The sequence below is a fragment of the Thermanaerothrix sp. genome (assembly GCF_056331585.1).
On sequence record NZ_JBWGPQ010000012.1, the window covers coordinates 28,654 to 42,433 of the forward strand.

17 protein-coding genes are annotated in these 13,780 nt (G+C 52.6%); 14 read left to right on the plus strand and 3 right to left on the minus strand.

Annotated elements, in window-relative coordinates; genetic code table 11:
* Positions 1–9 precede the first annotated feature (9 nt).
* The gene (locus tag AC01YT_RS06205) at positions 10–408 is read right to left on the minus strand and encodes a cupin domain-containing protein (protein ID WP_476673702.1); all 399 of its coding nucleotides are present in this window, start codon (positions 406–408) and stop codon (positions 10–12) included.
* A 12-nt stretch (positions 409–420) separates the two neighbouring features.
* On the minus strand, positions 421–606 hold the full coding sequence (locus AC01YT_RS06210; RefSeq protein WP_476673704.1) for a hypothetical protein: 186 nt from the start codon (positions 604–606) through the stop codon (positions 421–423).
* A 255-nt stretch (positions 607–861) separates the two neighbouring features.
* On the opposite strand from AC01YT_RS06210, the gene AC01YT_RS06215 reads away from it, so the two are divergent.
* From AC01YT_RS06215 to AC01YT_RS06280, 14 genes are read left to right on the plus strand one after another with little or no spacing between them, the layout of a single operon-like run.
* Complete coding sequence (locus tag AC01YT_RS06215) at positions 862–1,383, plus strand: zinc ribbon domain-containing protein (protein WP_476673706.1); 522 nt, start codon at positions 862–864, stop codon at positions 1,381–1,383.
* Positions 1,384–1,412: 29 nt separating this feature from the next.
* Positions 1,413–2,264, plus strand: a complete 852-nt coding sequence (locus AC01YT_RS06220) for a PfkB family carbohydrate kinase (RefSeq protein WP_476673708.1) — start codon at positions 1,413–1,415, stop codon at positions 2,262–2,264.
* 15 nt (positions 2,265–2,279) lie between these two features.
* The gene (locus AC01YT_RS06225) at positions 2,280–3,086 is read left to right on the plus strand and encodes a ParA family protein (protein ID WP_476673709.1); all 807 of its coding nucleotides are present in this window, start codon (positions 2,280–2,282) and stop codon (positions 3,084–3,086) included.
* Positions 3,083–3,931, plus strand: coding sequence for a ParB/RepB/Spo0J family partition protein (locus AC01YT_RS06230; RefSeq protein ID WP_476673711.1), 849 nt, complete (start codon positions 3,083–3,085; stop codon positions 3,929–3,931). The genes AC01YT_RS06225 and AC01YT_RS06230 overlap by 4 nt, the downstream gene beginning before the upstream one ends.
* Positions 3,932–3,941: 10 nt before the next feature.
* Entirely contained in the window at positions 3,942–5,531 is a 1,590-nt protein-coding gene (locus AC01YT_RS06235) for an amidohydrolase (RefSeq protein WP_476673713.1), read from the plus strand.
* A complete protein-coding gene (locus AC01YT_RS06240) occupies positions 5,510–6,586 on the plus strand; it encodes a sensor histidine kinase (RefSeq protein WP_476673715.1) in 1,077 nt (358 codons plus the stop codon). The genes AC01YT_RS06235 and AC01YT_RS06240 overlap by 22 nt, the downstream gene beginning before the upstream one ends.
* On the plus strand, positions 6,573–7,772 hold the full coding sequence (locus tag AC01YT_RS06245; protein ID WP_476673717.1) for a GAF domain-containing sensor histidine kinase: 1,200 nt from the start codon (positions 6,573–6,575) through the stop codon (positions 7,770–7,772). Before AC01YT_RS06240 ends, AC01YT_RS06245 begins: the two co-directional genes overlap by 14 nt.
* A gap of 22 nt (positions 7,773–7,794) precedes the next feature.
* Positions 7,795–8,496: a response regulator transcription factor gene (locus AC01YT_RS06250; protein WP_476673719.1), complete on the plus strand. Its 702-nt coding sequence runs from the start codon at positions 7,795–7,797 to the stop codon at positions 8,494–8,496.
* A 23-nt stretch (positions 8,497–8,519) separates the two neighbouring features.
* Entirely contained in the window at positions 8,520–8,828 is a 309-nt protein-coding gene (locus AC01YT_RS06255) for a DUF6812 domain-containing protein (RefSeq protein WP_476673721.1), read from the plus strand.
* Positions 8,829–8,856: 28 nt separating this feature from the next.
* Complete coding sequence (locus tag AC01YT_RS06260; protein ID WP_476673723.1) at positions 8,857–10,161, plus strand: CpaF family protein; 1,305 nt, start codon at positions 8,857–8,859, stop codon at positions 10,159–10,161.
* Positions 10,162–10,182: 21 nt separating this feature from the next.
* Entirely contained in the window at positions 10,183–10,866 is a 684-nt protein-coding gene (locus AC01YT_RS06265) for a helix-turn-helix domain-containing protein (RefSeq protein WP_476673725.1), read from the plus strand.
* An 18-nt stretch (positions 10,867–10,884) separates the two neighbouring features.
* Positions 10,885–11,430, plus strand: coding sequence for a tetratricopeptide repeat protein (locus AC01YT_RS06270; protein ID WP_476673727.1), 546 nt, complete (start codon positions 10,885–10,887; stop codon positions 11,428–11,430).
* A gap of 14 nt (positions 11,431–11,444) precedes the next feature.
* Entirely contained in the window at positions 11,445–12,311 is an 867-nt protein-coding gene (locus AC01YT_RS06275) for a GNAT family N-acetyltransferase (RefSeq protein ID WP_476673729.1), read from the plus strand.
* A 26-nt stretch (positions 12,312–12,337) separates the two neighbouring features.
* Positions 12,338–13,036: a DsbA family protein gene (locus AC01YT_RS06280; RefSeq protein WP_476673731.1), complete on the plus strand. Its 699-nt coding sequence runs from the start codon at positions 12,338–12,340 to the stop codon at positions 13,034–13,036.
* Between the two features lie 19 nt (positions 13,037–13,055).
* On the opposite strand, the gene AC01YT_RS06285 is transcribed toward AC01YT_RS06280, so the two are convergent.
* Positions 13,056–13,772: a DUF554 domain-containing protein gene (locus tag AC01YT_RS06285; protein WP_476673733.1), complete on the minus strand. Its 717-nt coding sequence runs from the start codon at positions 13,770–13,772 to the stop codon at positions 13,056–13,058.
* Positions 13,773–13,780: the final 8 nt, after the last annotated feature.

Consider the following 13,780-nt stretch of genomic DNA (forward strand, 5'->3'; position numbering starts at 1 on the left):
TGGTGTCAGTTATGGCAGTTCACCGGGTGGTAGGATGCGGCAATCGGGGAGTTCGCGCAGGGCAATCTCAGGGCCAGGAGGCGCATAAATGGCAATAAGTTTGAGGGTTTCCCAGCCGGTGTTGATGGTGCTATGGTTAAAGCCCTCGGGAATAAAGACCATCATCCCCGGTCTTAAATCCATGGTTTTATCGGCGACGGTTTGCCGCCCATAGCCAGAAATGACGTAGAGGATTTCCTCTGTTCCCGGATGATTGTGGGTCATGTGACCCTTGCCGGGTGCTAATAAGACGACCCCGGCACTAAATTTCCGTGCACCGGTCACATTAGGGGCACTCATCCATTTGATTAGTCCCCAGTCAAAGACTTGAGTTTCAACCTCCTCAGGAGAAACAAAGTACCTGCTCATTCTTTCTTCCCTCTAGTCTTTTACCTCTTTGGGGAACGTAATCCAGATATTGAACACACCCAGGCAGACGCCGAAAATGGCCATGAGCGATGCCCAAATGCCTGCCCACATGGTGTTCCAAGGCGCAGCGATGATATCAGGATAAGATCCACTAAAATAGACCCCTAAACACATTGTAATGCCGTTAAAGAAGGCCAAAGATCCCTCCTGAAAAACTTTTGCCCAGCGCATTGAGTAGACCATGAAACCTACGCCAGCCGAGAGGATAATCCCTATACCCTAATTGTTAAGCAAAGATCGAGTAGTATGCCTACTAACCGAGCCTTTATAATGCACCCGCGCTTGCTACAATTTATTATAGGGAGGTTTGAAAACCGATTCAATCGAGATCGGTTCGCAGTCTTTCCCTTGGCGTCTTTTAACCCATGCTATAATCATCCCAAAGGATGACCGATGCTTGATCCGGGTGTTCTGAGCAACATTATTCTGATTCTGACGGGCTTCGCTGCGGCTTTCGTAGCTGCGCTATGGTTGAGCCTGATCTTTTGGACCTACCGTGATATTCGCCAACGTACTCGTGATCCCCTCGTGCATATTCTAGCCACGCTGGTAGCAGCGGTGCTGTTCCTACCCGGGGTGTTGATCTACCTAATTTTGCGCCCCTCTCATACATTAGAAGAAGAGTACCAGCGCAGCCTTGAGGAAGAGGCGCTCCTTCAAACCATTGAGGAGACGCCTCAATGCCCGGGGTGTGGGCGTAAGGTGATGCTGGATTGGGTGGTATGCCCAAGTTGCTATACCCGCTTGCGCAAGCGCTGTCATCAGTGCGGGCGCTTAATGGAACTGGCTTGGAATATTTGCCCATATTGTGGCACAGCGGTTCCAGGGGCACGGCGTGAAAATATCACTCTGGACGAAGCGTTACAGACTACATTGACAAATGAAGAACCGCCCTCTGTTGAATCCTTCTCTTAGTCTTTGGCATCGTTATAATTGTGGACACCATGCGCTACACCTTGTTTGTTCAACCTATTGATTATCTGGTCATTGGTCATGTTACCCAAGACCTGACCCCCAATGGACCGGTATTAGGAGGCACGGCGGCCTATGCGGCCCTGACAGCGCGGGCCATGGGGTTGCGCGTTGGGGTGGTGACCTCATGTCACCCGGAAACCGACCTGAGCCTGCTTAGTGAGGTGCAGGTCATGGCCTGGCCAGCAGATCATACAACAACGTTTGAAAACCTACCCGGGGTGCATGGTCGAGAACAGATTCTGCACCATGTTGCTGCGCCTTTGCAATTGAACATGATCCCAGAGGCCTGGCGGAAGACGCCCATCGTTCATTTGGCACCGGTCGCGCAAGAGGTTGATCCCAAACTGGTGCGTGCCTTTCCTGAGTCGTTTATTGGCTTGACGCCGCAGGGTTGGCTACGGGCGTGGGATTCCCGGGGGCGGGTGCATTTTACCGAATGGCCGGAAGCCCGCTATGTGCTCGAAGCTGCTAATGCAGCGGTATTAAGCGTGGAAGATGTGGCAGGGAACGAGATGATTATTGAAGAGATGTTGGCGTCAATCCGGGTGTTGGTGGTGACCGAGGGCGCGGCGGGGGCGCGCTTATATTGGAACGGTGATCTGCGTTATTTTCGTCCCCCCATGGTGCAAGAAGTGGATCCAACCGGGGCCGGTGATGTGTTCGCGGCGGCCTTTTTTATTCGTTTGCATCAAACCCGCGATCCCTGGGAAGCCGCGCGCTACGCGACACAACTGGCGGCAATCTCAGTGACACGACCGGGGCTTCTAGGGGTCCCCACACCGGCTGAAGCCCAGGAGAAACTTATTGAAATTATTCCCTAAAACTGGGTAAGTGTCATGGGACGAGTGTATACATTTGTCAATCAGAAGGGCGGGGTGGGTAAAACAACCTCTGCAATCTCGCTTGGAGCGTATTTAGGTTATTATGGGCAGCGGGTGTTATTGGTGGATTTAGATCCCCAGGCCAATGCCACATCTTCGTTAGGAATTGATAAACGCACTGTGCGCAGTGGTACTTATGAGACTCTATTGGGGCTTCAACCCGCGGGAGCGAATATCCTGCACAATCCGCGTTTTAAACTCTCCATCCTACCCTCTTCACCGGCACTGGCTGGTGCAGAGGTTGAATTAATCGAAGTTACCAGACGCGAACACCGCTTGAGTCAGGCGCTGCAGTCTCTCATTGATCGTTATGATTACATCTTAATAGATTGTCCTCCCTCGCTGGGATTGTTGACGATCAACGGCATTGTGGCCGCGCGCGATGGTGTCATTATCCCGGTGCAATGTGAGTATTTAGCGCTGGAAGGGCTGGGACAATTGTTGCAAACCATTCAGCGGGTGCGAACTTCGATTTTCCCGGATCTCAGCGTACGTGGTGTGATCTTGACCATGTTTGATGGGCGCACGCGCCTGGCCGTCGACGTGGTTAATGAAGTGCGGCGTTTCTTTCCCACCCAGGTATTTCAAACCATCATCCCGCGGAGTATCCGTCTAGCCGAAGCACCCTCATATGGCATGCCGATATCAATCTATGCTCCTGAGTCGAGCGCGGCCAAAGCCTACGCTGCGCTCGCTCGCGAATTGCTCCAGGGAGATGGGCTAACGATCCCCGTATTTGATACCCAACAGGGGTCGGCATGACACGCAAAGGCGGTTTAGGCAAAGGACTCGAAGCCTTGATCCCCGGTGGAAGTGGAACGCCCGCGGAGGGGGGGGTAACTTATGTGCCTGTTGACCAGATTGTTCCCAACCCACATCAGCCGCGAAGCAAGATAGAGGCCGAGGGGTTAGAAGATCTAGCGGCGTCCATCCGCGAGCATGGAATATTGCAACCCCTCTTGGTCAGCCCGGAGGGAGATGGGCGATATACCTTAATTGCTGGTGAACGCCGCTGGCGGGCGGCCCGTCAGGCTGGTCTAGAGATGGTACCGGTACTGATACGACCGACCAGTGATGCTCAACGCCTAGCGTTGGCTTTGATCGAAAATCTCCAGCGTGCCGATCTCAGTCCGCTCGAAACGGCTGAAGCTTATCGTCAACTGCATGAGGACTTTGGACTTTCCCATGAAGATATTGCCCGTCAGGTTGGCAAGAGCCGAGCGGCGGTAACCAATACCTTGCGATTGCTCAAATTGCCCTTGTCCGTCCGGGCGGCCCTGGCTGAGGGGAAAATCAGCGAAGGTCATGCCCGGGCGCTCTTAGGGCTTCCCACCGCTCAGGCGCAAGAAGCGGTTTTAGCCGTAGTGATGCGCCAAAATCTCAGTGTGCGCCAGACAGAAGCGTTAGTGCAACGTTATCAAGGGCAGCGTTCAGCATCTAAGGCGCGCTCTGAAGCTCCTCCTGAAGTGCGGGATTTAGAATCGCGCCTGGAAGAGCGCCTGGGGACGCGGGTGGCATTGCGGCGGGGAAAGAAAGGGGGGCGCTTGATCATTCGCTTCTACTCGGATGAGGAATTAGAGACATTGTTAAAGATCTTATTGGGCTGAGGTAAAGGGTATGCTGATCCTGCGCAACACCCGTGTTTTTACTCTCGATCCACAACAACCCGTCGCAACTGCCCTGGCGATTGAGCAGGATCGAATTGTGGCTATAGGGCGTGAGACGGACATTTTGGCATTATCTCGACCGGGCACAACGGTTCAAAACTTGAACGGGAAGATTATCCTGCCGGGGTTAACTGATGCGCATATTCATTTGCAGCATCTGGCGCTTAGTTTGCAGCGGGTGGACTGTGCTACGGCGACTCGGGCAGAGTGTTTGAGTCGGGTGGCTGAACGTGTGACTCAGACCCCACCCGGCCAATGGATTTTAGGGCACGGTTGGAACCAAAACGAATGGCCTGAAGGGTTTGGCTCAGCCCAAGAACTAGATGCTATTGCCCCTCAACATCCGGTTTTTCTCACTGCCAAGTCGCTTCATGCGGCCTGGGTCAATTCGATGGCGTTGCGCTTGGCCGGAATTGGACCCGATACTCCTGATCCTACGGAGGGGCGGATTCAACGTGATGCGCAAGGGCATCCCACGGGTATCTTATTTGAGGCGGCGGTAGATTTAGTGCAACGTTGCATCCCTCAACCGGAGGTGGAGGACGTTGCCCAGGCAATCCGAGCGGCTCAGCCAATCCTCTGGCAGATGGGTTTAACCGGCGTTCATGATTTTGATCAGCGCACATGTTTTATGGCGTTGCAAAGACTGCGGCGCGAAGGCGAATTGAAATTGCGTGTGCTCAAGAGTCTCCCGCTCGACGCACTGGATGAGGCGGTTGCGCTTGGAGTTGGGAGCGGTTTTGGGGATGCCTGGTTGCGCATCGGAGGGGTTAAACTTTTTGCCGATGGGGCGTTAGGGCCACAAACGGCAGCCATGTTTGAACCCTATCTTGGACGAGAAGACTATGGTCTGCTGTTCTTGGAGGCAGAGCAGGTATTTGAAATTGGGCGTAAGGCGGGAGAGGTGGGCTTAGGCCTGGCCGTGCATGCAATCGGTGACCGTGCGAATGCGGAGGTACTCACCGGTTTAGAACGGTTACGCCAATGGGAACATGACACTGGAAAACCTCACCTGCGCCACCGGATTGAGCACGTTCAGGTTTTGCGTCCCCAAGATATCGGGCGATTGGCCCAAGCCAATCTCATTGCTTCGGTGCAACCCGTACATGCAACCTCAGATATGGAAATGGCCGACTGCTATTGGGGTGAACGGTCACGTTATGCATATGCTTACCGTACTTTGCTTGCTCAAGGAACGCGACTGGCATTCGGCTCGGATGCACCGGTGGAATCCCCCAATCCGTTTTGGGGGATTCATGCGGCAGTAACCCGCCGGCGTCTGGATGGAACGCCCGGCCCGGAAGGTTGGTATCCTCAAGAGCGGGTTACCGTTCAACAAGCGATTGAAGCCTACACCCTTGGTGCAGCCTATGCAGCAGGATTGGAAAATTGTCTCGGAAGCCTGCGGTCAGGCTATTATGCGGATTTGATTGTTCTGGAACGGAATCCATGGGAAATGCCTGTCGAAGATCTGCACCAGTTACACCCGATAGCGACCATGGTGGGGGGAGAGTGGGTATGGCAGACAGAAGAGATGTGAATTCGTCCCCCCCAATCCTTAAACCCGAATTATTGGTGCCTCGTTTGGGGGATTACTTGGTTGAGCGCGGCTTTCTCTCGCAAGATGACTTGGACGCTGTGCTGGATTACCAGGCAAAATTACGCGAACAGGGTCGAGAGGTACCCCTGTTGGGACAATTATTAGTTGAATTGGGCAAAATCAGCCAGACCCTTTTGGATCATGCGATCACTGAGTATGTGCTTCAATTACGCACTGCTCTTGAGGAAAGTAACGCCCAACTCGAACAGCGGGTACAGCAGCGCACGGCAGAACTAGAACGGGCATTACAAAAACTCTCCGAACTCAACCAGTTGAAGGCCAATTTTGTAGCCAACATCTCGCATGAGTTGCGCACGCCCCTTACGCACTTGAAGGGCTATCATGAACTTTTGCTATCAGGTGATCTGGGACCACTGAATGACGAACAGCATCGGGCTTTGCTCACTATGGAGAAGGCGATTGCCCGCTTGGAACGCTTGATTGAGGACTTGATCTTGTTCTCGACGACGGAACGAGGAAATTTACCGGTTCGAATTGAACCAATTGATCTTTGCAATTTGTGTCACAAGATTATCGAGCAAGTATCCCCTCGCGCTTGTGATCATCACTTGGACCTGGAATTGAGATGCCCCACAAACGGGGAGTTATTAGTTTACGGCGATTGGGAAAAAATTGGTTGGGTTATTCATCAATTATTGGATAATGCCATCAAATTTACTCCGGCTGGTGGGCATATTACCTTGGCCATCGAGTTGATGGATGAACACGTGGAAGTAAGCGTTACCGATACCGGGATTGGGATTCCGGCAAATCGCTTGCAGGAACTGTTTGAGCCCTTTCATCAGTTAGATAGTTCTCCTACTCGTCGCTATGGAGGGACAGGACTGGGACTTTCACTCGCTCAAAAGATCATCGAAGCCCACGACTCTGTAATTTCAGTGGCTTCTGAATTAGGGCGTGGAAGTCGGTTTTCATTTCTCTTGCGGCGTGTGTTCTCTAATGAGGAGGTGAAAGGCAATTATGAAGGTGGGTGATACTCCACAGGTATTACCGGTTGAAGCACTTTTTGCTCTAAGTCGTATATTGGGGCAAGCGCCTTCTTGGCGGAAGGTGATGGATGAGGCCATTCAGGTGATACGCCCCCATTTTGTTTTTGATAATCTGGTGGTGTATTTGTTGGATCCGGTTACCTTGAATCTTGAGGTTGGCTTTGCTCGCGCAACCGGACGTGGAAAATCGGCTGAAGCCGATGTGGCCTGGGGGGAAGCGCTGAGCAATCAGGTGGTGGAACAGCGGCAGTTAATCCTTCAAGAACCAACCGACACCACCGAAGATCGCTTACAGCGCCCCTATATGTTGGGTGTACCTCTCCAAGTGGGGGAAACACTGCTTGGGGCACTGATTTGGATCCGCTTTGGTGGTCCGCCCTTTGATCCGGCGGCGTTTCCCTTTGTGGAATTTTTTAGCCAGCAGTTGGCGCAGGCCATTTTTCGGGAACGGTTAGCACACGAGATATCGCGTTTGGAAATTCAGTATAGCGGTTTGCAGGCCCAGGAGGATTTTATCTCGGCGCTCTCGCATGAATTTCGCACCCCATTGGGATTTATCAAAGGCTACACCACCACGTTGCTACGCCCGGACGCTAACTGGGATGCCGCCACACAACGTGAATTTCTAAACATTATTGATCAAGAGGCCGATCGTATGCAGGAATTAATTGATAATCTGCTCGATTCGGCACGTTTGCAGACCGGGCGGATCAAGATGAACTTTCAGCCGGTACGTCTGGATTCTCTGCTCAGTGATGTGGTGGCACGCATGAAATTGCGTTATCCAGAACTCGAGGTGAGCGTTCAACTCGATGAACCGCTGAGCCCACTTTTTGCCGATCCGCAACGTCTGGCGCAGGTGTTTGAAAATTTACTTTCTAATGCGGTGAAATATGCGCCTGGTTCTCCGGTTTCTATTAAAATTACACCCGATGCTGAAGGCATTCACCTCGCTTTTGCTGACCGTGGGCCGGGCATTCCTGAAAAGTATCGTCAAAAAATCTTTGAGCGTTTTTTTCGCGTGCCTGATGTACAGCCCTCTATTCATGGGACCGGGTTGGGTTTGTTTATTTGCAGGCAAATTATCCAGGCGCACTATGGTCAAATTTGGGTGGAATCGCAATTGGGAGAGGGCACCATCTTTTGCATCTTTTTGCCCTGGAAGCCATAGGGAAGGAGGGCGTTGGGCTTAAATGGGCACAAAAATCTTGGTTGTGGATGATGAGCAACGGTATCGTCATCTCTTGCGTGTTAATCTTGAAGCGGAAGGCTATGAGGTTTATGTCGCGCGTGATGGCACAGAAGCGATTGAGCAGGTGACGAGTAAACAACCCGATCTGGTGATCTTGGATGTGATGATGCCAGGCATGGATGGCTTTACTACCTGCGAACGTATCCGCCAATTCTCAGATGTTCCGGTGATCATTTTGACAGCCAAAGGGGAAGAACAAGATCGGGTCAAAGGGCTGAACGTAGGGGCAGATGACTATGTGGTGAAACCCTTCTCAGCGATGGAGTTGGTGGCGCGAGTGCGGGCGGTTTTGCGGCGTGCCAAGACCCAACAACAGGTGATAAGCAAACGCTATTTCGTCCACAAAGACTTGAAGATTGATCTGGCGCGAGCAGAGGTCTGGAAGGGAGACCGCCCAGTGTTTCTCTCGGCCACGGAATATCGCCTACTTATTCATTTTGCTCAACACGCTGGAGTAGTGCTTAGTGCCGAGGAATTGTTATCTGCAGTATGGGGGGATTCGTACCGTGAGGATAAAGAGATCCTCTGGGTGAGCATTGCACGCTTGCGCCAAAAACTCGAGGATGATCCGCACAACCCTCAGCACATTATCACTCGCCCGGGCTTAGGCTACTTGATGCCGGCTGAGGACGCAGGTGCCTAAGGGTAAATCTGTGGAGCGACTATATGGTGACCCAATTTGATGAAAAGGGCAAATTTTTTACGCGTGTGATCACCAAGCGCCCAGTTAATGTGGTGATCCAGACCCCCACACATCGTATTCAGGGACAGGTGCACGTGCGTCCAGATGAGCGCCTCAAAGATGAACTGGATCAGATTGGCGCGTTTTTGGCGGTAACCGAGGCCACGGTTTATGACGTATGTGGTGAACAGGTTATCCTTCGCACCCACTTTCTGGCGCTGCAAGTACAACAAATTATCTGGATTACCCCATTGGAGGAATTGATTCCATCCTCTGAAGATGGCAAAGATTGAGAGACCTATGGTTACGAGTGGAAGTCCTATGAGCCCGTCCCCATTGCATCCCGATTTAGTTCGACTCAAGAATCACTTGATTAATGCAGTGGCGCGGGAATTAGAAGGTAAAGATTACATCCAAGGAGACCAGCGGCGTGAAGCCGTCCTTCAAGCCTTGCAACAAATCTACGCCAGCCTCAAGATCAACTTAGCTACCCCAATCCGCGAGCAACTCTTTCGGGATGTTTTGGATGAACTGTTGGGATTTGGCCCATTGCAACCCCTAGTTGATGATCCTGAAATCAGCGAAATTATGGTCAATGGGCCTAAAAAGGTGTATATCGAGCGTAAAGGTAAGATCATTAAAACCAACATCACGTTTGCCGATGACGAACAGGTGATCCGGTTGATTGAGAAAATTGTTCTGCCGTTAGGGCGGCGGATAGATGCTGACAGCCCAACCGTGGATGCACGCTTGCCAGATGGTTCACGGGTGAACGCCGTCATTCCACCCGTTGCAATTGATGGCCCGACGATCACGATTCGCAAATTTCAGAAGGACAAACTGACGGTGGATCAACTCATTGCGTTGGGTTCCCTGACGCCAGCCATGGCGGAGTTCATTCGAGCCTGCGTGATCGCACGCTTCAACATTGTGATCTCCGGTGGAACCGGTTCCGGTAAGACGACACTGCTTAACGTGCTCTCATCGTTTATTCCCGCCGATGAACGAATCATTACGATTGAGGACGCCGCGGAGTTGAAATTACAGCAGGAACATGTGGTACGCTTGGAGACGAAACCTCCTGATTCCGAGGGCAAGGGAGCAATAACAGTGCGGGATTTAGTACGTAATGCATTACGCATGCGTCCAGATCGCATTGTAGTGGGAGAGGTACGCGGGGGCGAAGCGCTGGACATGCTGCAGGCGATGAATACCGGTCACGATGGTTCGCTGACGACCCTGCACGCTAATTCACCGCGGGATGCCATCTCGCGTTTGGAGACAATGTGTTTGATGGCCGGGATGGATTTACCTGTTCGTGTTATCCGGCAACAGATTGCCTCTGCCATTGATTTGATCATCCACCAGTCACGCTTGAAAGACGGTAGCCGCAAGGTGACCTCAATTACTGAAGTAGTGGGGATGGAGGGGGATACGGTTGTGATGAATGAAATCTTCCGCTTCGAACAAACCGGCATTGGACCCGATGGCCGGGTCTTGGGTGAAGTGAAACCTACTGGAATACGCCCGATGTTTACCCCGCGGTTAGAGGCTGCCGGATTCAAGTTGGGGCCTGAGGTGTTTGGGGCTAATTTGACCGAGATGATCTCGGGTCGCAGGCGGTGAGGAATTGGGTTGGGAGGAGACATGGGTACACTCTTTGAACAAAAAGTGCGATTGCGGACGAAAAAACTAGGGCTGCTACTCCGCGACGCCCGTCTGGCGCGCCATCATTCGACAGCGCTGTGTGCTCAAGCGATGGGCTGTACGGTAGAGGAGTATGAAGCCATGGAAGCCGGACAACTGGCGCCATCGCTGCCCCAACTTGAGACACTGGCTTTCTATCTGGATGTTCCGCTTGAACATTTTTGGGAAAATCGTGCCCTTTCTGAAGCCGAACCCCCGCTACCTCCCGAGAATTTACAGGCTCTCTTGAGCCTGCGTCAGCGTATGATTGGGGCCCGTTTGCGCTTAGCCCGCCAACAGCGCAATCTTACCCAAGGCGAAATAGCGCGGCGGGTGGGTTTAGATGAGCATTTGCTAGAACAGTACGAGACTGGAACTCACCCGATTCCACTGCCTGAGTTGGAGTTAATCGCAAATGCGTTGGATTTGCGCCTGGAGGATCTGTTTGACCAGCGCGGCCCGGTGGGAGAGTGGCGTTTGCGTCATCAGGCGATCCAGCAGTTTCTGGAGTTACCGGAGGAATTGCAGGCGTTTATCCGAAAACCGGTCAATCGCCCATATCTGGAATTGGCCATGCGATTAAGCGAACTCTCGGCGGATAAACTGCGTGCGGTGGCCGAATCTCTGTTGGAAATCACCTATTAAGTTGAGGTCATCCAACACATGGAGAAAACACCTGATCTATCTTCCCAACTAGCAGAAGCCCAAGCGGCCTATACACAGGGGGCTTTTGAAACGGCGGCTCGCCTCTATGAAGGGATTGCAGGGGGTTATGAGGCGATGGGGGATGTCCTCAAGATGGCCGAAATGCGTAACAATGCCAGTGTAGCGTGGTTACAAGCCAATCGAGCAGATGAGGCATTGCGGTGTGTCGAGGGTACTGTGGAGATTTTTGCTCACGCCGGGGATGAACATCGCCAAGCCTTGGCATTAGGCAACCGGGCGGCGGCGTTAGAGGCTTTGGGGCGGCCCAGGGAAGCATTAACAGCCTATCATGAAGCGGCGGAACGGCTTAAAGCCGTGGGGGACAATGAAAACTATGCTGTGGTGAAACGGCGCATTTCAGCCTTGCAGGTGCAGATGGGGAACCAAATCGCGGCCGTTTTTAGTATGGAAGATGCCCTGGAACACCAACCACGTCTATCTGTCCGTGAAAAAGCATTAAAATCGCTTTTCGGTGTATTTCGGCGTGTCATGGGCCTTAAGTAAGGCAGGATACAGGATTGAAATCAGCGGTGATTATTGAGCGTCAACTTCGTCGTGCCACTCCTGAAGATATCGCCCATCTGCGTCAACTCCTACAAAGTGGGCGCTATGTTCATCGTCACCTCGACTGGCGTACTCCCTTGGATTGGCTTGGGCATCAACCGTTTTGGTTATTGCTCACTGGTAAGCGGGTGGATGCAGCCTTGGCCTGTCCACCGGATCCGCCTGGGGTTGCGTGGGTGCGTCTTTTTGCGTGTTCCGAATGGGAACAACCTGCTGAAGCATGGCATGCGCTCTTTCCCAAAGTGTATGAAACCTTAGCCCATCAAAATGTGCTGGCAGCCATTGCGCTGCGCCCCTGGTTTGCACACTTGCTGGAACAAGAGCATTTTACCTTGTATCAACACGTGGTCACGCTTTGGCGAAGCCTGAACGATCCCCCGTGTGAGTATGAAACCGATTTGAGGAGAGTGGGGGTCTCCATTCGTCCTATGGGCATGGACGACCTGGAGGCCGTGGCAAGCATAGATGCCAGTGCGTTTGAGTGGTTATGGCGTAACAGTCCCGCGGATATCTATCGTTCCTGGCAGCAGGCGGCGTATGCCAGCGTGGCTGTAATTGCAGATAGGATTGTTGGGTTTCAATTCAGCACCCTCAGTCCCACGAATGCTCATCTGGCGCGCCTGGCGGTTCATCCTTCGTGGCAGCGCTGCGGTGTGGGCCAGGCGTTGCTCAATGACGTCATTCGTTATTTCCGTTCCTTTCGGGTCGCCCAGTTGACTGTTAATACTCAGCAAAGTAACCAGGCCTCACTTGCCTTGTATCAGAAGGTGGGTTTTCGTCTCACGGGTGAGGATTACCTGGTTTATCTTTATGCTAATTAACGTGACTACTCTTACAGGAGGTTCCAATGCCGTCTTCCCAAAGTGCTTCTAAAAGTAAGCGGGTTTCGTATCGCGAATTGCAACAACAGCGTCAGCGTCAGAAACGCATCATTGCAGTGGTGCTGATCGCGCTGGCGGCGGTTGCGGTGGTGGCCGTGCTGATCATGAGCAATCGTCCAGTCGAATTCACCCGCCCTGAGCCAATTACGCGTTTGCCGGTAAATGCAACATCGGTGGGTGATCCTAATGCTCCGGTTAAGGTAGAGGAATTCTCGGACTTTCGTTGTGTCCATTGTGCGGCTTTCTGGCGCGAGTCAGAGCGGCGTTTGGTTGAACAGTATGTGGCAACAGGCAAGGTTTATTTCACGTATACGCCGTTTTCTTTTATCAGTGACGAGTCGTTCCTGGCGGCGGAAGCCGCTTACTGCGCTATGGATCAGGGCAGGTTTTGGGAATTTCACGACTACATCTTTGCCAATTACGATTTGCCAATGACCGAAAAGTTGTTGCGAGCATTTGCTCAGGACCTGAAACTTGATCTCGCCCAATATGATAACTGTATGGCAAGTGGTAAGTATCGCCAAAAAGTTCAAGAGGATGGTCAATACGCGCGCAGCAAAGGCGTCACTGGCACTCCCACCTTTGACGTTAACGGTACGCTGGTGGGGCAAACAGAGTTGTTTGCGACCATTGACCAAGCGTTGGCTTCCAGCGCTCAGCCGTGAGGCCATTCCATGGGCCGCCTCAATACAAGCCGAGGCGGCTCATGATCCAGACTAGGGGTGGCGCAATAAAAAGGGCTGGGAGCAGGTTGCCAGCGCGAATGGGGCGGATTTCCAGCAATGCCCCAATCGCAATGGCCATGACAATTACCCCACCCGTAGCGTTCATTTCAGTCATCATCGGTGCGCTGATGATCTGCTGAATTTGCGCTGCCAACAAGGTTAAACTACCTTGATAGACCAAAATCACCAGCGCAGAAAATAACACACCGACCCCAAGGCTAGAAGCAAAGGCCAGCGATGCAAATCCATCAAGCACCGATTTGATGGCCAGGGTCTGGTAATCACCGGTCAAGCCATCCTGAATTGCGCCCAGGATGGTCATCGGGCCAACACAGAAGACCAACGAGGCGGTGAGAAAACCACGGACGAAACGCTGACTACTCGCAGCGCTTTCCTGGCGTATAAATCGCTTTTCTAACCACTGGCCCAGTCGCCCCAAACCCTCTTCAACACGCCACCATTCACCTAAGAGGGCGCCGATCAAGATGCTCCCTAACACAACCAGGGAGTTTTGGGTGGTGAGAAACATTTTCAGGGCGTAGGCCAAGGTGAATAACCCTAAGCCGGTCACCACGGTTTGACGCAGGCGCTCGGGCAAGCGCCCACCCAGCCAAAGGCCGAGAAAGCCACCGATCAATACAGTTGTGACGTTAAGTAGTGTTCCAGTGCCTACCATAGTGCCCT